Genomic DNA, 18993 nt, shown 5'->3' on the forward strand with positions numbered 1-18993 from the left:
TCTTTCGTGAAATTTGGGGGTATGACCCGTGGCAATCGAACCTGAGAAGCTGCTCTACATCTGCTGTTCCGACATCGCCGGGCAGGTGCGGGGCAAGGGCTTCCCGGCGCGCGATCTGGAGAACAGGCGGCGCTTCGGGGTCGGCTGGACGCCGACCAACACCATGATCAACTGCCTGGGCCGTATCCCCGCGACGCCCTTCGGCCCCCATGGCGACCTCTTCCTTGTGCCCATGGCAGAGGGCGAAGTGCGCTTGGACTTCGGTGACGGCATGCCGGAGGAGCACTGGTTCATCGGCGAGATCCGCAATTTGGATGGCACTGATTGGGACTGCTGTCTGCGCTCCTTCCTGCGCCGGACGCTGGACGAACTGGAGGCGGAAACCGGCCTGCGCGTGCTGGCCAGTTTCGAGCATGAGTTTTATCTCGACGGCGCCGAGGAACGCAGCGGCGATTCCTACGCGCTCAGTTCCATGCGCGGTATCGAAGCCTTCTCGGCCGAGTTTGTTGGCGCCCTGCGGGCCAACGGCCTGGAGCCCGATACCTACCTGCCCGAATATGGCACCCAGCAGTACGAGATTACGATCGATCCGGCGATGGGGCTGGAGGCCGCTGACCGTGCGGTGAAGCTACGTGAAATTTGCCGCGCCACGGCCCAGCGGCATGGCATGCGCGCCAGCTTCTCGCCACTGGTCACCCGCGGCGTCGCCGGCAACGGCGTGCACATCCACTTCAGCCTACAGGATCGCGAGGGCCGTCCCGTGACCTGGGATCCGGATGGGCCGGGGGAACTCTCCCAGGCCGCTGGTTCCTTTGCCGCCGGCATTCTGCGCCATGTGCGCGCGCTCTGCGCCATCACCGCACCCAGCGTGATCTCCTACGATCGGCTGCGGCCTCATTCCTGGTCGGCCTTCTGGGGCAATCTGGGTCTGCGCGACCGCGAAGCCTTGCTGCGTATCTGCCCCTATCCCCACGCCGATGACGTTGACCCGGCCCCGCGGTTCAATCTCGAATTCCGTGCCGCCGATGCCGCAGCCAGTCCCTATCTGCAGCTGGCCGTGCTGATCCGCGCGGGCCTGCAGGGCTTGCGCGAGAAGCTGCCTACACCGCCGATTACCGAAGGCGATCCGGAGGCCTTGGGCGAGGCAAAGCGACGGGAGATGGGCATCCACGATCTGCCGCGTTCGCTCGACGAGGCCCTTGCCGCGCTGGAAGAAGACGAGACAGTGAGCGGCTGGCTGGGTCCGGTTCTGCTGGAGGCCTACCTGCAGCACAAGCGGGGTGAAATGGGCATGCTTGCCGGGCGCGATGAGGCCGAAATCTGCCGCATCTATGCCGAGGCTTACTGAGGACAGCACTATGGGCAGCGATGCCACCCTTTCCACCCTGTTCGGTCCCTCTGATCCGCCGCCGGTGGGCGAGCTTGCAGGTGCCGACGACAGCCCCTTCTTCCTGGTCTGCGACCACGCCGGCAATGCGGTGCCGGCAATTCTGGAGGGGCTCGGCCTGCCACAGGCCGAGCGGGAACGTCACATTGCCATCGATCGCGGTGCGCTGGCAGTCGCGAAGAATCTGGCGGCGCGGCTGCAGGCGCCGCTGGTTTATCAGCGCTATTCCCGCCTGGTGATCGACTGCAACCGCAAGCCGGAGGCCGGTGATTCGATCCCCGCCGTGTCCGATGCGACCGAGGTTCCGGCCAATCAGGGGCTGGACCCCGCAGCGCGGCAAGTCCGGCATGACGCGATCCTCAAGCCCTACCACGACCGGATCAGGGCGCTGCTCGATGCCCGGGCTGAGGCGGGTCGGCCAACGCTGTTCGTCTCCGTGCATTCCTTCACGCCGGAACTGCGCGCACGCCCACTAGAGCGCCCCTGGGACCTCGGCCTCTGCTGGGGCGATGACCGGCGTTTCAATGATCTGGTGCTGGCGGCCCTGGAAGAACAGGCAACGGACCTGCGCCTCGGCCGCAACGAGCCCTATGGCGTCGACATGGTGAACGACTATTCGATCCCCGTGCACGCGGAGGGCCGCGGCCTGCCCTATGTGGAGTTCGAGATGCGCCAGGATCACCTGGAGGATGCAGCCGCGCCGGAACGCTGGGCCGAGCGGTTGGAGCGGGCGCTGCGTCTGGCGGCGGAACGCTTTTTCAAGCAGGAAGGATAAGCCATGAGCCGTCCCGCGCCCTTGGACCGCGATGCGCCGATCGATCCCAGCCGGACGGCGCTGCTGCTGATCGACGTGCAGAAGGGTATTTTCCATCCGGGCGCGGCCGAAGCCCGGCCCTACTTCCACAAGTCGGCAAGCGAGATCGCCGTGCCCAACATGGTTCGGTTGCTGGCCGCTGCTCGCAGCAGCGGCCTGGAGGTGGTGCACACGGTGATCCAGAGCCTGACCGCCGACGGGCGTGATCGCAGCCTCGATTACAAGCTGACCGGCTTCAACTTTCCGCCGGGCAGCCGGGAAGCCGAGGTCTGTGACGAGGTGGCGCCGCAGGGGGATGAAATGGTGCTGCCCAAGACCTCATCCAGCCTCTTCAACTCGACGATCTTCGAGTACCTGCTGCGCAACATCGGCCTGGACAGCGTCATCGTCACCGGCTTCCTCACCGACCAGTGCGTCGACCACACCGTGCGCGACGGGGCGGATAGGGGCTTCCGGATGATCTGCCCCATTGATGCCTGCACCACCGATTCCCGGGAGCGGCACGAGAATGCCCTGGCTGCCTTCCGCGGGTACTGCCGACAAGCGACCACCGAGGAACTCGTGAAGGAATTCTCCTGAGCGCTGCAGCGGTCAGCGCACCTCCGTGTCGGGAGGTGGATCGCTGGCAGGTGTGACGACCTTGGCAGTGGCCTCCTTGCGCAGCCGGCGCAGCAGCAGCCACCCGATCAGCAGGGTGAGCAGCGTGAAGAGCAGCATCCAGGTCAGGTTGTCTGTCAGGTCGGCCAGGCTCTGGACGCTGCGGCTGAACAGCAGGCCCAACCCGAAATAGAGACCGATCCAAGTGCTCAGCCCAAGAAAGTCCCAGATCGCAAAGCGCGGCCAAGGGTAGCGGGTGAGCCCGGTGGCCAGATTGACCCAGGGACCCAGGGGAGAGAGCAGCCATCGGCTGAAATAGATGCCTGGGCCTCCCCAGCGCCACACCAGCGCTTCTGCTTTGTCGAAAGTTCTGGCCGCACGCGGGCGCCGGGTCAGCCTGTGCAGGACGAGGTTGCCGCCCAGTCGTCCGAGCAAGTAGCCGGTCTGGTCGCCAATCACCGCCCCGGAGATGCCGGCAAACAGAAGTGGCCAGAGCTCCATCTCCCCCTGACCCACGAAGGACCCGAGCGCCATCAGCAGGAGGGAAGTGGGGAAGGGCATGCCCAGACAGTTGGCGATCAGGATGCCGAACAGCGCGATCGCCCCATGATCCACGACGAGATCGACCAGCTCCTCGCTCACGGCTCGGCCTCGCTTGCCCCGTTGGACGGTGGCGGGCGGGCCACCTCGCCGCGGGCCATGGCAATCGCGTGCTCCAGTCGCAGGCGCAGGGCGTCGAGCGGCAGCTTCCGTTCCTCGGCAATCTCGGCGAGGGGACGCCGGTCCGGCGGTTCAGGCGGCAGGTCGAGGGCTTGGTGCAGGTCTGCCACCGGCACCTCGTAAGCATGCGCCAGATAGCCGAGCGTCATCCAGCCCTTGATGGGTTCCTGGGGTGTCTCCGACCAGTGCCGGGCATTTTCCACAAAGCGTCCCGCAAAGAACCCGCTGGCCGCTGCCGTCGCCAGGAACAATGCGAACAGCAGCCAGTGGGTTCGGGTGAGCGGTGGGAGCGCCAGCTTCATGGGACGCCTTCCTTCCCGCGGCGGGAGGCCCCGGTCCCGGTCGGTCATTCCGCCGGGACCGTGACGTGGAGGATCAGCGGGCTTCCGCCTCCGTCCTGATGGCGGTCAGCGTCTTGGCCGGGGTGATCGCGTCGGGATCGATCTGCAGTTCGAGCAGCGCCGGCTTGCCGGACTCCCAGGCTCGTTCAAAGGCCGCCTCGAACTGTTCGGTATGGGTGACCGTCTCGCCGTAGGCGCCATAGGCGCGGGCAAGCGCCGCGAAGTCGGGATTCTTCAGATCGGTGGCGCTGACCCGTCGCGGATAGTCCCGCTCCTGATGCATGCGGATGGTGCCGTACATGCCGTTGTTCACCAGGATGATGATGATCGGCAGGTCGTACTGCACCGCCGTCGCCAGCTCCTGCCCGTTCATCATGAAGCAGCCGTCGCCGGCAAAGGCCACCACCGGGCGGTCACGGTGGAGCCGCTTGGCGGCCACGGCGGCCGGCGTGCCGTAGCCCATGGAGCCGGACGTGGGGGCGAGCTGGGTGTGATCGCCGCGATAACGGTAGAAGCGGTGCACCCAGGCGGTGTAGTTGCCGGCGCCGTTGCAGATCACCGTCTCCGGCGGCAGGCGCTCGCGCAGCCAGCCGAGTATCTCGCCGAGCTGCAGTTCGCCCGGAATCGTCGGCGGTGTGGTCCAGGCCAGGTAGTCCTCACGCGCCTGGCGTGTGGCCTCGGCCCAGGGGCGTGCGCTCTTCGGCTCCAACTCGGCCAGAGCGCGCAGGGCCGGCGCCGCACCGGCGTTGATCGCAAGCGTCGGCTGATAGACGCGGCCCAGCTCCTCGGCGCCAGCGTAGACGTGCACCAGCTTCTGCTTGGGGCGGGGGATGTCGAGCAGGGTGTAGCCGCTGCTGGTCATCTCGCCCAGGCGGGCGCCGATCACCAGCAGGAGGTCGGCCTCCTTGACTCGCTTTGCCAGTTTCGGGTTCACGCCGATGCCCACGTCGCCGACATAGTTCGGATGGCTGTTGTCGATGCAGTCCTGACGGCGGAAAACCGCCGCAACCGGCAGGTCCCAGGCTTCGGCGAAACGCTGCAGGTCGGCACGAGCCTCTGGCGTGCGTCCGTCGCCGACCATCACCAGCGGCCTTTCCGCCTGGCTCAACAGCTCGGCCAGGCGCTCGATCTGCTTGGCGCCGGGGTGGGGCTGCACGGGCTCGAAGGTCTCGACCCCCTTGGGCTCGACCATGTCTCGCAGCATGTCTTCCGGCAGCGCCAGCACCACCGGCCCCGGGCGACCGCTGGTGGCGGTGTAGAAGGCCCGGGTGACGAACTCGGGAATGCGCTCGGCCTGATCGATCTGGGCGGCCCACTTCACCATGGGGCCGAAGACCTTGCGATAGTCGATCTCCTGGAAGGCTTCGCGCTCGAAGTCGCCCCGCGCGACCTGACCGACGAAGAGAATCATCGGGGTGGAATCCTGCGCGGCGATGTGCACGCCGGGGCTGGCGTTGGTGGCGCCGGGACCGCGGGTCACGAAGCAGATGCCGGGCCGGCCCGTCATCTTGCCATAGGCATCGGCCATCATCGCGGCACCACCCTCCTGGCGGCACACGGTGACCTCGATGGCCGTGCTGTCGTGCAGTGCGTCCAGCACCGCGAGATAGCTCTCGCCGGGTACGCAGTAGAGATGATCGACGCCGTGGGTTTCGAGACAGTCGACCAGAAGCTGGCCGCCGGTCCGCATATTCGGTTTCTGCATGGAGCCCTTCGCCGGTAGGTCTTTTGAACAGGCGCGCATGATGGTGCCTGCGACCGGGGCGATCAAGGCGCGCCGCGCCAATGAAGGGCCGGCGCCGGCACTTCCGGCGCTCTTCCCGCCGACCCGGGCGCAGCTACATTGCTTCTTGGTTTGTGGTTATGTCGCTGGCCGGCAGGGGCGTGAGCAGCGGCACGTTGTCCATGCCGCCAGACGTGCTCTCCCCGGTTTCGGCAGTCATCCCGCCACCGGTCGGCGGCATCATGGTGATGGGGGCGCCGCGCAAGGCACCGCGAACCTGGGCAGCGACGGACTGCGCCGAACGCCCGGCGTCCCGGCCGGTGAGTGCAAAGGTGATGGGGCCCTCGCGCCAATAGGCCAGGGTGCCGCTGTCCTGCTGGGTGCTGGAGATCGCCGGTGGGGTGCCCCCCGCACCGGGCAGCAGGAAGAGGCTGGTGCGTTCCCCGGCACCGTCCGTATAGATCAACTGCACGCCGGGAATGCCCCTCTCGTCCGTGCCACGCATGCCGACCAGGCGCAGGCCCAGGGGCGAGAGGTCGGGGGTGGGGATTCGCAGGGTGACGTCGCCCTCCTGCTCGGCGGCGACGGCCTTGGGGATCAGGGCCGAACTGTCCACGTTGCTGGCGGCGACTTCCGGTTTTGGCGACCAGTCGGAGTGCAGCGCCAGCGACGCCTCCACCAGCGCCTGTGATGGCTGTGGCGGTCCGACACTGGACTCATTGAGACTCCAGCCGAGAAAGCCGGCGGCCGCGAGCGATGCCGCAAAGGCGCCGTAGCGCAGCGAGCGTCTCCAGAAGGGAGGCGCCGAGCGCGGCTCTAACGCCGCTGCCAACCGATCGGGCAGGGGTTCGGTCACGGTGTGGTCGTAGGCGGCCCGGATGATCCGGTTCTGTGCCTCGTAATCCGCCACGCGTTGTGCGGCATGGGGATTGTCGCGCAGGTATGCGGCCACCTCCTCCCGCCGCAGGGGATCCAGAAGTCCGTCTGCATAGGCGAGGAGATCGAGCTCTTCGATCGTCCGGCCTTGTGTCACTTCACCCTCCTCACTGGCGGCACCCCCGCAGCGGCACCGCCGGTCAATCCGCGTAGTGCTTCACGTCCGCGCGACAGGCGGGACTTTAAGGTGCCCACTTCTACGCCGAGTACTTGGGCGGCCTCGTCGTAGGGCAAACCTTCCAGCGCCACCAGAAGAATGGCATCGCGTTGGCCAGCCGGCAATTTGTCGAGCGCTTCCAGCACTGTCGCGCACTCCATGTGATGGTGCTGGCGCGCCGGCATCGAGGGATGCGGCACGACAGTGTCGTCTATCGACTGCGGCGGCGGAGCGTAGCGATTCTTGCGCCCGTTCAGATAGACCGTATAGACGATCCGCAGCAGCCAGCCGCGCAGACTTGCCTGTTTGCGGACCTGCTGTTGCTTGCGCAGGGCGCGCTCCAAGGCATCCTGCACCAGATCGTCAGCGCGTGTCGGATCCTTGACCAGCGCCCGGGCATAGCGCCGCAGTCGCGGTGTTTCACGAGCGATCAGCCAGCTTACGTCGTCGGGCAAGTGTCTTCTCCTGGGCTGTGCCACCGCCCGTTCATTTGCATGACAGGCTGAGGCCACAGGCGGTTCCCTTCCCCTGCAAAAAGACTTGGGGAGGCAGACAGCCGGGGTAAAGGCTGCCGGGGCGATTGGGGCATGTTGGGCCCGTCCGGGCATCTCGGGATGCGGCGGGTTCAGGACTTTTTATTTTTCTTGGAACGAAGCGCAGCGGACCCTTGTCCGTCTATCAGCGAGCTTCGCAGGGATGCTCGTGCAACTCATCAAGATCGCGCTGCGATTATCCCAGTTTTTGAAGAAAGGAGAACGGCATGAACATGCCTATCCGCACTCTGCTCGCCGGTACCGCTGCTGTTGCGCTGATGGCCGGAGCCGCTTTCGTGGCGCCGACGCCCGTTACCGCGCAGACCGAAATGCAGCAGCAGGAAGCCCCTGCGGTAGACTATGATACCCAGACGCTGCAGACCTACGCCGCGGCCATGACCGAGGTCGTCGAAATCGGCGAGCGCATGCAGCCCTCGATTGCCGAAGCTGAATCGGAAGAGGAAGCCGAAGAGATCTGGGTGGAGATGCAGGAAGAGATGGTCTCCGCCGTCGAGCAGCAGGGTATGAGCGTCGACGAGTACAACCAAATCACTCAGCAGGCCCAGATGGATCCCGATCTCGCAGCCGAGATCAATGAGATGGTCCAGAACGGCCAGTAAGTCTCGAGCTTGCGCCCGGGCTTAGCGGCCCGGGTGCGGCCTCTCCCGGACAGGGAAAGAGGACAGGCTCCCGATATAAAGGCGCGGCTCCTTATGCGAGTGCCGCACCTTTGTGCTTTCAGGGCCGTGGTCCGGGCACTGGATATCTGCTGGATATCTGATCGTCTTGAGGTGACCACAGAAAAACAGGGGCGTCCGTGGGACGCCCCTGTTCTCCTGGAATTGGCTGGGAAGGCTGGACTTACTCGGGCGCCGTCGGGCTGCTCATGCCGCCGCCGGTGTCACCAGGCTCTTGCATCGCCGGGGGCTGGTTGTCGACATCGTCGGCCGGCTCGCAGGCGGCAAGGAACATGGCGCCGAAGAAGGTGAGAGCGATCATCCAGATGCGAGTCATGGTGGCTCCTTTCGGTCAGTGGACCTAGTTTCCGGTCCCGAAACCCTTAGGGCTTCCGAGCAGGGCCCGGATGAATAACGCCATGACCAAATGACAGAGCTCCAGAGCGATAGGTTCCTCAGAATCGCTTGGGGCTTTATAGTGTCACGCAGTGCAATTTCTGTCCCAGGTTTAAGGCCAAAGCTGCAGGCAGCAAGGTTGCATGGGTAGTGGAGAGGATATGACTGACATCATCGTTGACCGCCGCCGCGATCTCTTGCTGCTGGTAGACCCCCAGTACGACTTCTGCCCGGGTGGGGAGCTGGCGGTCCCCGGGGGAGACGAGATTTTCGAGCCCATGCGTCGGTTGGTGCCGCACTTCACAAATGTTGCGGTCACTCAGGATTGGCACCCGCCGGGCCACAGCTCTTTTGCCAGCAGTTACCCCGACAAGCAGCCCTTCGAGACCGTGGAACTGGGCTACGGCACCCAGGTGCTTTGGCCCGACCACTGTGTGCAGGGCACAGGGGGCGCCGCTTTCCATTCGGCGGCGCCGGTGGACGCGGCCCAGGTGGTCGTTCGCAAGGGCTATCACCGCGAGATCGATTCCTACTCCGCCTTCTTCGAGAACGACCATCGCACAGCCACCGGTCTTGCCGGCTATCTGCGCGAACGCGGGATCGAGCGGGTCTTTCTGGCCGGCCTAGCCTATGATTTCTGCGTGCTCTGGTCGGCGCAGGACGCGCGCAAGTGCGGTTTCGAGGTGGTGGTGGTAGCGGATGCCTGCCGCGCCATCGATCTGAACGGCTCCGCGGCGGCTGCCACGGAGTCCTTGCGTGCGGTCGGCGCGCTCCTAACTGATAGCCAGAACATCGGCTGAACCGCACGAGGTTTCGATGCCCATTCTGCGTACCCTTCTGTTCGAAGCGGCCAGGCGCGCCGCGCGCAACCCGCGAGTGCGCGCCGAAGCGGGGCGAGTCTTTCGCGACGAAGTGCAGCCGCGGCTGCAAACGGCGGCCACGAAGGGTAAGGGCGCGGCCGGCAAGTTTAATGAGGAATGGCGCGGCACGTCGGGCGAGGTCAATTTCAGACAGGATCCGGCGCGCTTTGCTGGCCGGCTGGCGGGGCGTCTGCGCCGCCGCGTCAGCCAGAAAGACTGAATAAGGCTAGCCTTCGCCTACCGCGGGCGGGCCTCACTGAAGAACCGTTAGGCTCATCGCACCTGGCGCAAGACGCTGTGCGGGAAGGCATGTACGTGCCCACGCACCGGCAGGTGAACTGCGAATCCTCGAGGGAAGAGCCGGGCGATTGCCGGAGCCAGCACGTCGAGACCGCCGGCATAGGCTCCGAAGGCTGGCAGGATCAGGCGGCGGCCATCATGAACGAAACAGCGTCCGGTGAAGCGGCCCAGGCGATGCGAAACGCTGGCCTTGGGGTGATAGTGGCCGGAGACCTCGCCGGCGACGAGACCGCTGTGCGCCTCGTGGCGCAGTACCAAAGGTCCCAGCACCAGCTCCTCCATCACGCGACCGAGACTGTCGCCCGGGGGAGCCGGGTCGTGGTTGCCGGCCAACCAGATCCAGTCCCGCTCCGCGGCCAGGGCGCGCAGGCGATCGGTCTCTTCCCGCGGCAGGCGGTCGGCGGCTTCACCGTCGTGGAAGGAATCGCCCAGGCAGACCACCCGCCGCGCCGGGCGGCGGCGCAGAAGCTCTTCCAGCCGGGTGAGGGTGGCGGCGCTGTCGTAGGGCGGCAGAAAACTGCCGCGCCGGGCGTAGGCCGAGCCCTTCTCTAGATGCAGATCGGCCAGGAGGAGCGTTTGTTTCTCCGCCCACCAGACTGCCCCTTCCGGCTCCGGCGTGAGATCCACGCCATTCAGCAGGAGAGAGGGCGCCGGTGGCGGGTGTGAAATAGTGCGCGCGGCGCCTGCTGACATGGCTTGGGTCGCGCTCAGCGGCTTACCTCCAACACAACCTTGCCGGTGGCGGCGCGCCGTTCCAGCAGCCGAAGTGCCTCGGCGCCACGCGCCAGTGGCAGACGGTGGGAAACGCGCGGCCGGAGTTTTCCCTCAGCCGCCCAGGCGGCCAACTGCTCGAACTGCGCGCGCACCCGCGCCGGAGCGTTCTTGCGGTAGGAACCCCAGTAGAAGCCGAAGGCGGCCAGGTTCTTGACCAGCAGCAGGTTGGCGGGAATCTGCTGCACATCGCCGGCGGCAAAGCCGATCACCACCAGGCGGCCTTCCCAGGCGGCGCAGCGCAGAGAGGCTTCGAAGACCTTGCCGCCCACGGGGTCGAAGACCACATCGGCGCCGCGCCCGCCGGTGATCTCCTTCACCCGGGTGCGCAGATCCTCCTCGCGGTAATTGATCAGGTGGTCGGCCCCGTGCGCCTGAGCGACGGCCAGCTTGTCGGCGCTGCCGGCCGTGGCGATGACGGTGGCGCCGAGCGCCTTGCCCACCTCCACGGCCGCCAGCCCGGTGCCGCCGGCCGCGCCGTGGACCAGCAGGGTTTCTCCCGGCTGCAAGTCCGCGCGCCAGACCAGCGCGCCATGGGCGGTCCCGTAGGTGATGGGAAAACCGGCTGCGATGGCGGCATCAAAGCCGGCAGGTCGGTGGAAGACGTCGCTGGCCTTGGCCACGGCGACCTCGGCGTAGCCGCCATGGCCGGGAATGCCCATCACCGGGTCGCCGACGCGGAAGGACTGGACGCCTTCGCCCAGCGCCGCAACGGTCCCTGCCACTTCGAGCCCGGGAGCAAAGGGGAAGGGTGGCTTCTCCTGATACTTGCCCCGGATGATCAGTGTATCGGCGAAGTTGACCCCGGCGGCCTCGACCGCAATCGCAATCTCGCCCGGGCCCGGCTCGGGGGCCGCGATCTCGTCCAGTTCCAGGTCTTCCGGTTCGCCCCAGGCCCGGCACAGCAAGGCACGCATGTCTTCTTTCCTTTCGAGAATGGTCAAAAGGACCAGTCTGCGCCGCGCTGTATCTGCCCCACTTCAAGGCCAACACGATTGTGCAGCACGGGCGCGATGTCCTGTTTCAGCTCCGCCGCGGCGGCACTGTCCAACTGGTCGAGGCGTTGCAGCAGTTGTGCCAGCAGGAACTCGCTGGCCCGGGTGGCGCCGTCGTCCACCTTGAGGGCGAGGCCCAGGCCCAACTCCGGCAGCGCGGCGCAGTAGACGCCCTCGGCGCCTGTCTTGACCAGAGCACGCCCGCCGGTTGCGGCCAGTACGCGGGTGCACATGCGCCCGGTGCCGGCGACCATATAGGGCTCGGCCGTCATGGCCTTGGCGATGCGCGCGCAGGCTACTTGCCGCCGCTCCGGCTGGTCGGCCGGGTCGGCAAAGCGCGCCATGGCGAGCGCCAGATTGCCCAGGGGAATGCCGATCTGGGGAATGCCACAGCCGTCGATGCCGCGCGGGGCAGCGCGCAGGTCCAGCCCGCACATCATCTCCAGGATCCCGAGCAGGGTCTGCTGCACCGGGTGCTCCCAGAGGATATAGCCCTTCGTCGGTACCTTCAGGTGCTTCGCCAGGGTCAGAAAGCCGACGTGCTTGCCGGAGCAGTTGTTGCGCAGCGCGCTGGCGCCGCCGCCCGCGCGCAGCAGCTCCTCCAGGCTAGCCTGGTGAGTCGGTAGTTGCGGGCCGCACTCCAGATCGCCCTCGGTACAGCCGATGCGCTCCAGCCAGGCCGCCACCGCTTCGGCCTGGGCGGCCTCGCCGTTGTGACTGGCGCAGGCCAGCGCGATCTCCTTGTCGTCGCAGCCAAAGGCCTCGGCGGCACCGCTTTCCACCAATCCCAGTGCCTGCAGCGGCTTGATGGCGGAGCGCGGATAGACCAGCGCCTCCACATCGCCGGCGGAGAGCACGACGCGACCCTCCACGTCGACCACGGCCACGGCGGCGCGGTGTCGGTTTTCCACCATGCTGCCCCGGGTGACCTCGACCAGCAGCGGATTGACCGCCGGACGGGGCGGTGTGGTCTGCGCGTGCTTGTGAGAAGTCTGGGTGGGCTCGGTCATGGTGATGTCCTGATTGCGGCGGGGACTCTGGGTCCGAAAGGTGCGCGGCAGCTTGCCCAAGCGGCTGCATCGGTGCAAGTTCCGCTCCATGCGTGGATACTTCGGAATTGGCGTCGAGGGCATCTCTAAGGCGATGAACCTCGGCAACCTGCAGCGCTCGGCCCATGCCTTCGGCGCAAGCTTTTTCTTCACGGTCGCGCCGCAGATCAAGCAGCGCGAGGTTCGGCTGTCGGACACCTCCAAGGCGCCCGATCACCTGCCGACCTACAGCTTTGCTTCGGTGGCGGAGATTCAGCTTCCTCGGCACTGTCGCCTGATCGGGGTGGAGCTGACGGACGATGCGATCGACCTGCCCAGTTTTCATCACCCCACATCTGCGGCCTATGTGCTGGGTCCGGAACGCGGCAGCCTCTCACCGGAGATGCAGGCCCGCTGTGACGCGATCGTGAAGATTCCCATGAGGTTTTGCATCAATGTCGGCGTGGCCGGCGCGATCGTCATGTACGATCGCATGACCGTAATGGGCCGCTTCGCGCCGCGGCCGGCTTCCAGTCTGGGCCGACCCGAGGAGGTGCCACCGCATGTTCATGGCGCCCAGGTGATTCGCAGCCAGCGGCCGCAGAAACAGGGCTGAGTCTCGCAAGGCGCAGGTCAGCATCCCAATGTTGCGCGCAGGATGGCGCAAGCGGGGGGTGGCTTGGCGCAGGGTGAAGCTGTTATCTTCCACACGCTGGAATCAGGCTCCCCGGTGCCGAAGGCCTTGCTCAGGGCGCCGGACGACACCATTCCTTTACGGCGTTCAGACCGGGTGATTGCGAAAGGTTCGCTGCCGGTTGTTTCCTATTGAGTCCGATTCGGTGATGATGCCCGGCGACGCGGACCTGAGTGGGCTCCGGAGCGCGAGAGTATACAGGGGATAGAACATGCAGCGAAAGAGATTGACGACCTCTGCGGCGGCCGTCGCGACCGCAGCCGCCTTGCTCACTTTCCAGCCGCAACCGGCCGAGGCGCAATCGGTTGAGCGCGTTGGCGACTTCAATGCCTGGTCCACCTATACCACTTCGGAGGATGGTAACCGGGTCTGCTTCATCGCCAGTTCGCCCACGCGCAGCGAGGGGCAGTACACGCGGCGCGGCAATGTCTTTTCCATCGTGACGCTGCGGCCCGCCGATGACCGCGACCCCGAGGTCAGCTTCATCGCCGGCTACACCTTCCAGGACGAGAGCACGGTGGAAGCCGTCATCGACCAGGACCACAGCTTTGCGCTCTTCACGCAGGAAGATGCCGCCTGGTTGCCCAACGAAGCCGGCGCGGACCGTCAGATGATTGATCGCATGCGCGCCGGCCTGACCATGGTGGTTCGTGGCACCTCCTCGCGCGGCACCCTCACCACCGACACCTATTCCCTGCGCGGTTTCATGGCGGCCTACGACGCCATGGAGCAAGCCTGTAACTGAAAGTCGTTCCCATGAGCAGAAGCGCTCACGCCCTTGCCTTCGCCCCGCCGGAAGCGGCCGCCGATTCCAAACGGGATCTGATCGGTCTCAGCCGTGATGCGCTGACTGATGCCGTTGTCCGTCTCGGCGAGCCCAAGTTTCGCGCGAAACAGCTCTGGCACTGGCTCTATCACCAGGGCGCGACCGACTTCGCGGCCATGACGACCCTGTCCAAGGGCTTCCGGGCCAAGCTGGCCGAGCACTTCCGCATTTCGCGGCCGGGGGTGGCGCGCCATCAGGTCTCCGAGGACGGCACCCAGAAATGGCTGCTGCGCTTCGACGACGGCAATGAAGCCGAGATGGTCTTCATCCCCGAGGAAGACCGCGGCACGCTCTGCGTTTCCAGCCAGGTGGGCTGCACCCTGACCTGCCGCTTCTGCCACACCGGCACCCAGCGCTTGGTGCGCAATCTCTTAGCAGCGGAGATTCTGGGCCAGATTCTGCTGGCCCGCGATTTTCTCGGCGAATGGCCCTCTCCGAAGGAGGGGCGGCGCCTCACCAACATCGTGATGATGGGCATGGGCGAGCCGCTCTATAACTTCGAGGAGGTTTCCAAGGCCCTGAAGCTGGCCATGGATCCGGACGGGGTGGCGCTCTCCCGGCGCCGCATCACGCTTTCGACCTCGGGCGTGGTGCCGATGATGGCCCGCTGCGGCGAGGAACTGGGCGTGAACCTGGCGGTCTCCCTGCACGCGACCAATGATGAGCTGCGCGATGAGATCGTGCCGCTCAATCGCAAGTACCCGATCGCCGAACTGCTGCAGGCCTGCCGCGACTATCCCGGCGTCCACAACGCCCGGCGAATCACCTTCGAGTATGTGATGCTCAAGGACGTCAACGACAGCGATGTCCACGCCGACGAGTTGGCACGTCTGCTGCGGGACATTCCGGCCAAGGTGAATCTCATCCCCTTCAATCCCTGGCCGGGGACGGTTTACGAGTGCTCCGACTGGAACCGCATCGAGACCTTCTCGGACCGGCTCTACCACCACGGCCTCTCGGCACCGGTGCGCCGGCCGCGGGGACGCGACATCGCCGCCGCTTGCGGCCAGCTCAAGAGCGCCAGTGAGCGCCTGCGCAAGAGCGAGCGGGAGGCAGCGGCCGTCGCCTGAGGGTGACGGCCGCTGCCCCAATGCCTCACTGCATAAGGGCTTCCATGCCCGCGGTGAAGCCCATGAGCGACAGCGGGACCGACACCTGCTGCTCGTCGATGTCGTAGGCCAGTACCTCCAGGGTCACCCCGCTGCGCAGGCGGCGCTGCACCTCGTCGCTCAGCTCGAGCGGCGCCAAGCAGCCGCCCGGCTCGCAATGGCGGATCGGCAGGCGGTCTGGCTCGGCGTCGTCGATGCTGAGGCCGATGCCGGGCGGCAGCAGGACCCCCAGCGGCATCACGAACCAGGCCACCGGAACGCTGTCCGGGCCGCTGGGCGCGATGACCATGGCCATTACCGGTTCCCCGGTCTCGGGATCGTCCACAGGCTGAACCAACTCGCAGCGCCGCTGCTCGGCCTCGCCCAGGCAACGCAGGCTCCAATCCTGGAACTGCTGCACCTCCACCTCCGCGTCCACATCGCTTCCCGGGGCACCCTCCGTCGGCAGCCCCTGGGCCAGGGCAGGAGTCTGCGCCAGGGCCAGAAATGCCAGGGCGCCGGCGATCAGTCCGAGGGTCGAGATCCTTCGTTCAAGCATTGCGTCTCCAAGCGTGCTGCTGTCTGCGTCGCACCCAAGCCGGATGCAGGACCTGTATAACGAAGTGCGACGGGAGCGTCGATGCGAGGCGTGCAGAGTTGTTTTTCATACGAACGTCATCAACGCGTCTTCCCGCTGAAACGAACCTCCTCTAAGATCATTCCTGTTCAAATGAACAGAAGGGCGCACTGTCTTGCACAGTGGAGGAGGGGAAGGGTGCTGAGCGACCGCCAGAAGGCGATTGTGGTGCTGATCCGGGAGCAGGGCTATCAAGCGATCGAAGCCCTGGCCGAGCGCTTCGGCGTCACCCCGCAGACCATCCGGCGCGACGTCAATCAGCTCTGCGATGCCCGGGTGCTGCGGCGCTTGCACGGCGGCGCGGAACTCTTGAGCGAAGCCGAGAACCTGCCCTACGACACCCGGCGCATCACCCACCTCGATGCCAAGCGGCGCATCGCGGAAGCGGTAAGGCCGCTGGTCGCCAACCGCTCCTCCCTGTTCATCGGCATCGGCACCACGCTGGAGCAGGTGGCTCTGGCACTTTCTGCACACGAGGACCTGACGGTGGTGACCAACAACCTGAACGCCGCCATGGCGCTGTCGGTCAACGGCTCCCACCGCATCGTGATCGCCGGTGGCAAGTTGCGCCTGCCGGATCGCGACCTCCTGGGCGAAGAGGTCGAGGCGCTCTTTTCGGCCTACAAGGTGGACATCGGCATTTTCGGCGCCGGCGGAATCGACGAAGAGGGGACGCTGCTCGACTTCGATCCGGCAGAGGTGCGCGCCCGCGAGGCGCTGGTGGCCAACTGCAGGCGGCGCATTCTGGTGGCCGATGCCACCAAGTTCGGGCGCAGTGCGCCGGTGCGCGGCGGTCACATCGCGGATGTGGATCGTTTCGTCACCGACCGACCGCCGCCCCCGCCCATCGCAGCGCTGCTGAGCGAGGCAGGGTGCGAGACCATAGTGGCACAGTCTGTTGAAAGGGAGAGAGTGCATGCCGGCTGACAGCGGTCCCGCAGCGGTCGAAGCGGAGGCGATCCGCAAGACCTGGGGCGATGCCGTCGCGGTCGACGGCATCAGCTTCCGGGCCGAATCCGGCGAGTTCCTCGTGCTGCTCGGACCGTCCGGGTGCGGCAAGTCCACGACGCTGCGCATGGTGGCCGGGTTGGAAGAGAGCGACAGCGGGCGCATCCTGATCGAGGGGCGCGACGTGACGGGACGGCCGCCGGCTGAGCGGCAGATTTCCATGGTCTTCCAGTCCTATGCCCTCTTTCCCCATCTTAATGTGGCTGAGAACATCGTCTTCGGCCTCAAGGTGCGCCGGGTGCCGCGCGCCGAGCGGGACGAGCGCCTGCGTCGGGTGGCCGAACTCACCGGGCTGTCGGCACTGCTGGAACGCAAGCCGTCCCAGCTCTCCGGCGGTCAGCGCCAGCGCGTCGCCCTGGCCCGGGCCGTGGTGGCGGAACACCCGATCTGCCTGATGGACGAACCTCTGTCCAACCTCGATGCCAAGCTGCGTCACGAGATGCGCCAGGAGATTCGCGCCCTGCAGCAGCGCCTTGCCATGACGGTGCTCTATGTCACCCACGATCAGACCGAGGCCATGTCCATGGCCGATCGCGTGATGCTGCTCAACGGCGGGCAGGTGGAGCAGTTCGCCACGCCGGATCGGCTCTATGACCGGCCGGACAGCCTCTTCGCCGCGGCCTTCATCGGCAGCCCGCCCATGAACCTGCTGCCCCTCGAGTCTGCAGGCGAGTCTGTGCGCCTGCCGGACGGCCGCAGCGTGGCGGCATCGCTGTCGGCGAAAGCGGTGCTGGGTCTGCGCCCGGAGGCCCTGCGTCCGGTTGAGCCGGGGCAGGGCTTGCTGCTGAGCGAAGTGACCGCGGTCGAGTATCTCGGTGCCGACAGTGTCGTCAGCGCCAGAGCGGGCGAGGCGCCCCTGGCGGTGCGGCTGCCGGGGCGGGTGAGCTTGAAGCCCGGTGATGCCATGGAGCTCACCTGGGATCGGGAAGACCTGCATTGCTTCGATGCCGCCAGCGAGCGGCGGCGCGATGAGTGGCGCGACCTGCTGGCAGGGGCGCTGCACGGGGTTTCGGCTGGAGGCGGCGCTTCCGGTCGATCCGGGGAACCGGTGGCATGACGCCGCGGGTTCGTCGTTAACCGGGGGCAGGCGGTTTTCCCGGCCGGAAAAGCCGAACCGCCGCGCTCCGAAAGCTGCAACCGGAGGGGAATGGTGCCATGACGACTCGAACGAAAAACCTGATCGGCGGTCTCGCGCTGTCGACGGCTCTGGCCGGGGGCGCGGCTTTGCCGGCCGCGGCCGAGGTCGAGCTCACGATGTTCTATCCCATCGCCGTGGGCGGTGCCCTGACCGAGGTGGTCGACGGTCTCGTCGAGGACTTCGAGGCAGAGCATCCCGACATCAGCGTCAACGCCATCTATGCCGGCAACTATGACGACACCCGCGTGCGCGCCCTGGCGGCCCTGAATGCCGGGGAGCCGGCACAGCTGTCCGTGCTCTTCTCTATCGACCTCTTTGAGCTGCTGGAGCAGGACATCATCGTTCCCTTCGACTCGCTGGTCGAGACTGACGAGGACCGGGAGTGGCTGGATTCCTTCTACCCGGGCCTGATGGCCAATGGGGTTACCGAGGGGCAGACCTGGGGCATTCCCTTCCAGCGCTCCACCATCGTGCTCTACTGGAACAAGGACGCCTTCGCCGAGGCCGGCCTGGATCCCGAGACGCCGCCGGCCAACTGGGACGAGATGGTCGAAATGGGCCAGGCCCTGACCAAGGACGACGGCTCCCAGTGGGGCGTAATGGTGCCCTCCACCGGCTACCCCTACTGGATGTTCCAGGCCTTTGCTCTGCAGAACGGCATCGAGCTGATGAACGAGGCAGGGACCGAGACCTATTTCGACGATCCGGCCGCTGTCGAGGCGCTGGAATACTGGGTCTCGCTCTCGGCCGAGCACGGCATCATGCCGAGCGGCACGGTGGAGTGGGGCACGCTGCGCCAGAACTTCCTCGAAGGTCAGACGGCCATGATGTGGCACACCACCGGCAACCTGACCGCCGTGCGGAACCAGGCCGAGTTCGACTTCGGCGTGGCCCTGCTGCCGGCGAAGGAGCGCTATGGTTCCCCGACCGGTGGCGGCAACTTCTACGTCTTCAAGGACGCCTCCGAGGAGGAACAGAAGGCGGCGATGACCTTCATCAAGTGGATGACCGCTCCGGAGCGTGCGGCCGCCTGGTCCATCGAGACGGGCTACATGGGTGTGAGCCCGGCCGCCTACGAGACCGATGAGCTCAAGGCCTACATCGAGGACTTTCCGGCTGCGGCCGTGGCCCGCGACCAGCTTGAGCACGGTGCGGCCGAACTCTCGACCTACGAGGGTGGGCGCGTGCGTGAGGCACTGAACAACGCGGTTCAGTCGGCGCTGACCGGATCGGCCGAACCGGCGGACGCCTTGGCCGAGTCACAGGCCACCGCGGAGCGTCTGCTGCGCATGTATCGCTAAGACCCTGTAAGCCGCACCCCGGCCAAGCGACCGGCCGGGGTGCGGTCTTTTCCTGTTGTTGATTCG

Annotated in this window: 22 protein-coding genes; 12 read left to right on the forward strand and 10 right to left on the reverse strand. The window is 66.3% G+C overall.

The features are described 5' to 3' along the window. Positions 1–28: 28 nt before the first annotated feature. The 3 genes from P2G67_RS01300 to P2G67_RS01310 are packed head-to-tail and all read left to right on the forward strand — an operon-like array spanning position 29 to position 2780. A complete protein-coding gene (locus tag P2G67_RS01300) occupies positions 29–1348 on the forward strand; it encodes a type I glutamate--ammonia ligase (protein WP_275819235.1) in 1320 nt (439 codons plus the stop codon). Between the two features lie 10 nt (positions 1349–1358). Then, complete coding sequence (locus P2G67_RS01305) at positions 1359–2162, forward strand: N-formylglutamate amidohydrolase (protein ID WP_275819237.1); 804 nt, start codon at positions 1359–1361, stop codon at positions 2160–2162. Positions 2163–2165: 3 nt separating this feature from the next. Continuing rightward, the gene (locus P2G67_RS01310) at positions 2166–2780 is read left to right on the forward strand and encodes a cysteine hydrolase family protein (protein WP_275819238.1); all 615 of its coding nucleotides are present in this window, start codon (positions 2166–2168) and stop codon (positions 2778–2780) included. A gap of 12 nt (positions 2781–2792) precedes the next feature. Here the strand turns inward: P2G67_RS01310 and P2G67_RS01315 are convergent, their stop codons facing one another. The 5 genes from P2G67_RS01315 to P2G67_RS01335 form a co-directional block, all read right to left on the reverse strand. After that, positions 2793–3440 carry a DedA family protein gene (locus P2G67_RS01315; protein WP_275819240.1) on the reverse strand — a complete coding sequence of 216 codons (648 nt, stop codon included), beginning with the start codon at positions 3438–3440 and terminating at the stop codon, positions 2793–2795. Beyond that, positions 3437–3820: a hypothetical protein gene (locus P2G67_RS01320; protein WP_275819242.1), complete on the reverse strand. Its 384-nt coding sequence runs from the start codon at positions 3818–3820 to the stop codon at positions 3437–3439. Before P2G67_RS01320 ends, P2G67_RS01315 begins: the two co-directional genes overlap by 4 nt. Before the next feature lie 73 nt (positions 3821–3893). Next, positions 3894–5564, reverse strand: a complete 1671-nt coding sequence (locus tag P2G67_RS01325) for a thiamine pyrophosphate-binding protein (protein ID WP_322099618.1) — start codon at positions 5562–5564, stop codon at positions 3894–3896. A gap of 133 nt (positions 5565–5697) precedes the next feature. Beyond that, the gene (locus P2G67_RS01330) at positions 5698–6615 is read right to left on the reverse strand and encodes an anti-sigma factor family protein (protein WP_275819244.1); all 918 of its coding nucleotides are present in this window, start codon (positions 6613–6615) and stop codon (positions 5698–5700) included. Further along, positions 6612–7130 carry a sigma-70 family RNA polymerase sigma factor gene (locus P2G67_RS01335; protein WP_275819246.1) on the reverse strand — a complete coding sequence of 173 codons (519 nt, stop codon included), beginning with the start codon at positions 7128–7130 and terminating at the stop codon, positions 6612–6614. Before P2G67_RS01335 ends, P2G67_RS01330 begins: the two co-directional genes overlap by 4 nt. 305 nt (positions 7131–7435) lie before the next feature. Between P2G67_RS01335 and P2G67_RS01340 the strand changes: the two genes are divergently transcribed. Beyond that, a complete protein-coding gene (locus tag P2G67_RS01340; RefSeq protein ID WP_275819248.1) occupies positions 7436–7828 on the forward strand; it encodes a DUF4168 domain-containing protein in 393 nt (130 codons plus the stop codon). A 241-nt stretch (positions 7829–8069) separates the two neighbouring features. On the opposite strand, the gene P2G67_RS01345 is transcribed toward P2G67_RS01340, so the two are convergent. Continuing rightward, positions 8070–8222 carry a hypothetical protein gene (locus P2G67_RS01345; protein WP_275819250.1) on the reverse strand — a complete coding sequence of 51 codons (153 nt, stop codon included), beginning with the start codon at positions 8220–8222 and terminating at the stop codon, positions 8070–8072. A gap of 220 nt (positions 8223–8442) precedes the next feature. On the opposite strand from P2G67_RS01345, the gene pncA reads away from it, so the two are divergent. Next, positions 8443–9081: a bifunctional nicotinamidase/pyrazinamidase gene (pncA, locus tag P2G67_RS01350; RefSeq protein WP_275819252.1), complete on the forward strand. Its 639-nt coding sequence runs from the start codon at positions 8443–8445 to the stop codon at positions 9079–9081. 16 nt (positions 9082–9097) lie between these two features. Beyond that, positions 9098–9361 (forward strand): hypothetical protein, encoded by a 264-nt coding sequence (locus tag P2G67_RS01355; protein WP_275819254.1) that lies wholly within the window; start codon positions 9098–9100, stop codon positions 9359–9361. Between the two features lie 53 nt (positions 9362–9414). Here P2G67_RS01355 and pdeM read toward each other — a convergent pair whose 3' ends face one another. From pdeM to P2G67_RS01370, 3 genes are read right to left on the reverse strand one after another with little or no spacing between them, the layout of a single operon-like run. Then, positions 9415–10134: a ligase-associated DNA damage response endonuclease PdeM gene (pdeM, locus tag P2G67_RS01360; RefSeq protein WP_275819256.1), complete on the reverse strand. Its 720-nt coding sequence runs from the start codon at positions 10132–10134 to the stop codon at positions 9415–9417. Positions 10135–10148: 14 nt separating this feature from the next. Continuing rightward, positions 10149–11129, reverse strand: a complete 981-nt coding sequence (locus tag P2G67_RS01365) for an NADPH:quinone oxidoreductase family protein (protein ID WP_275819258.1) — start codon at positions 11127–11129, stop codon at positions 10149–10151. Positions 11130–11152: 23 nt separating this feature from the next. Next, positions 11153–12217 (reverse strand): asparaginase, encoded by a 1065-nt coding sequence (locus tag P2G67_RS01370; protein WP_275819260.1) that lies wholly within the window; start codon positions 12215–12217, stop codon positions 11153–11155. Positions 12218–12305: 88 nt separating this feature from the next. Here P2G67_RS01370 and P2G67_RS01375 point away from each other — a divergent pair, with 88 nt between their 5' ends. The 3 genes from P2G67_RS01375 to rlmN all read left to right on the forward strand — a co-directional run bounded on the left by P2G67_RS01375 (position 12306) and on the right by rlmN (position 14825). Then, positions 12306–12851 (forward strand): RNA methyltransferase, encoded by a 546-nt coding sequence (locus P2G67_RS01375; protein ID WP_275819263.1) that lies wholly within the window; start codon positions 12306–12308, stop codon positions 12849–12851. Between the two features lie 289 nt (positions 12852–13140). Further along, on the forward strand, positions 13141–13674 hold the full coding sequence (locus P2G67_RS01380; protein WP_275819265.1) for an invasion associated locus B family protein: 534 nt from the start codon (positions 13141–13143) through the stop codon (positions 13672–13674). An 11-nt stretch (positions 13675–13685) separates the two neighbouring features. Beyond that, positions 13686–14825 carry a dual-specificity RNA methyltransferase RlmN gene (gene rlmN, locus P2G67_RS01385; RefSeq protein ID WP_275819266.1) on the forward strand — a complete coding sequence of 380 codons (1140 nt, stop codon included), beginning with the start codon at positions 13686–13688 and terminating at the stop codon, positions 14823–14825. Positions 14826–14850: 25 nt separating this feature from the next. Here the strand turns inward: rlmN and P2G67_RS01390 are convergent, their stop codons facing one another. Then, entirely contained in the window at positions 14851–15402 is a 552-nt protein-coding gene (locus P2G67_RS01390; protein ID WP_275819269.1) for an invasion associated locus B family protein, read from the reverse strand. Between the two features lie 216 nt (positions 15403–15618). Here P2G67_RS01390 and P2G67_RS01395 point away from each other — a divergent pair, with 216 nt between their 5' ends. The 3 genes from P2G67_RS01395 to P2G67_RS01405 all read left to right on the forward strand — a co-directional run bounded on the left by P2G67_RS01395 (position 15619) and on the right by P2G67_RS01405 (position 18927). Next, the gene (locus P2G67_RS01395) at positions 15619–16407 is read left to right on the forward strand and encodes a DeoR/GlpR family DNA-binding transcription regulator (RefSeq protein WP_275819270.1); all 789 of its coding nucleotides are present in this window, start codon (positions 15619–15621) and stop codon (positions 16405–16407) included. Beyond that, positions 16397–17545: an ABC transporter ATP-binding protein gene (locus P2G67_RS01400; RefSeq protein WP_275819272.1), complete on the forward strand. Its 1149-nt coding sequence runs from the start codon at positions 16397–16399 to the stop codon at positions 17543–17545. The genes P2G67_RS01395 and P2G67_RS01400 overlap by 11 nt, the downstream gene beginning before the upstream one ends. Before the next feature lie 98 nt (positions 17546–17643). Continuing rightward, positions 17644–18927: an ABC transporter substrate-binding protein gene (locus P2G67_RS01405; RefSeq protein ID WP_275819273.1), complete on the forward strand. Its 1284-nt coding sequence runs from the start codon at positions 17644–17646 to the stop codon at positions 18925–18927. The last annotated feature ends 66 nt before the right edge of the window (positions 18928–18993 follow it).

The sequence above is a fragment of the Aquibaculum arenosum genome, from assembly GCF_029222965.1.
Taxonomy (GTDB): Bacteria; Pseudomonadota; Alphaproteobacteria; order Kiloniellales; family DSM-21159; genus Aquibaculum; species Aquibaculum arenosum.

What these genes read in the sequence shown, in the direction of transcription:
- rlmN (WP_275819266.1), top strand. Translation starts at nt 13,686, where the DNA reads ATGAGCAGAAGCGCTCACGCCCTTGCCTTCGCCCCGCCGGAAGCGGCC.
- P2G67_RS01400 (WP_275819272.1), top strand. Translation starts at nt 16,397, where the DNA reads ATGCCGGCTGACAGCGGTCCCGCAGCGGTCGAAGCGGAGGCGATCCGC.
- P2G67_RS01370 (WP_275819260.1), bottom strand. Translation starts at nt 12,217, where the DNA reads ATGACCGAGCCCACCCAGACTTCTCACAAGCACGCGCAGACCACACCG.
- P2G67_RS01325 (WP_322099618.1), bottom strand. Translation starts at nt 5,564, where the DNA reads ATGCAGAAACCGAATATGCGGACCGGCGGCCAGCTTCTGGTCGACTGT.
- P2G67_RS01405 (WP_275819273.1), top strand. Translation starts at nt 17,644, where the DNA reads ATGACGACTCGAACGAAAAACCTGATCGGCGGTCTCGCGCTGTCGACG.
- P2G67_RS01355 (WP_275819254.1), top strand. Translation starts at nt 9,098, where the DNA reads ATGCCCATTCTGCGTACCCTTCTGTTCGAAGCGGCCAGGCGCGCCGCG.
- P2G67_RS01310 (WP_275819238.1), top strand. Translation starts at nt 2,166, where the DNA reads ATGAGCCGTCCCGCGCCCTTGGACCGCGATGCGCCGATCGATCCCAGC.
- pncA (WP_275819252.1), top strand. Translation starts at nt 8,443, where the DNA reads ATGACTGACATCATCGTTGACCGCCGCCGCGATCTCTTGCTGCTGGTA.
- P2G67_RS01320 (WP_275819242.1), bottom strand. Translation starts at nt 3,820, where the DNA reads ATGAAGCTGGCGCTCCCACCGCTCACCCGAACCCACTGGCTGCTGTTC.
- P2G67_RS01375 (WP_275819263.1), top strand. Translation starts at nt 12,306, where the DNA reads ATGCGTGGATACTTCGGAATTGGCGTCGAGGGCATCTCTAAGGCGATG.
- P2G67_RS01305 (WP_275819237.1), top strand. Translation starts at nt 1,359, where the DNA reads ATGGGCAGCGATGCCACCCTTTCCACCCTGTTCGGTCCCTCTGATCCG.
- P2G67_RS01345 (WP_275819250.1), bottom strand. Translation starts at nt 8,222, where the DNA reads ATGACTCGCATCTGGATGATCGCTCTCACCTTCTTCGGCGCCATGTTC.
- pdeM (WP_275819256.1), bottom strand. Translation starts at nt 10,134, where the DNA reads ATGTCAGCAGGCGCCGCGCGCACTATTTCACACCCGCCACCGGCGCCC.
- P2G67_RS01380 (WP_275819265.1), top strand. Translation starts at nt 13,141, where the DNA reads ATGCAGCGAAAGAGATTGACGACCTCTGCGGCGGCCGTCGCGACCGCA.
- P2G67_RS01340 (WP_275819248.1), top strand. Translation starts at nt 7,436, where the DNA reads ATGAACATGCCTATCCGCACTCTGCTCGCCGGTACCGCTGCTGTTGCG.
- P2G67_RS01390 (WP_275819269.1), bottom strand. Translation starts at nt 15,402, where the DNA reads ATGCTTGAACGAAGGATCTCGACCCTCGGACTGATCGCCGGCGCCCTG.
- P2G67_RS01365 (WP_275819258.1), bottom strand. Translation starts at nt 11,129, where the DNA reads ATGCGTGCCTTGCTGTGCCGGGCCTGGGGCGAACCGGAAGACCTGGAA.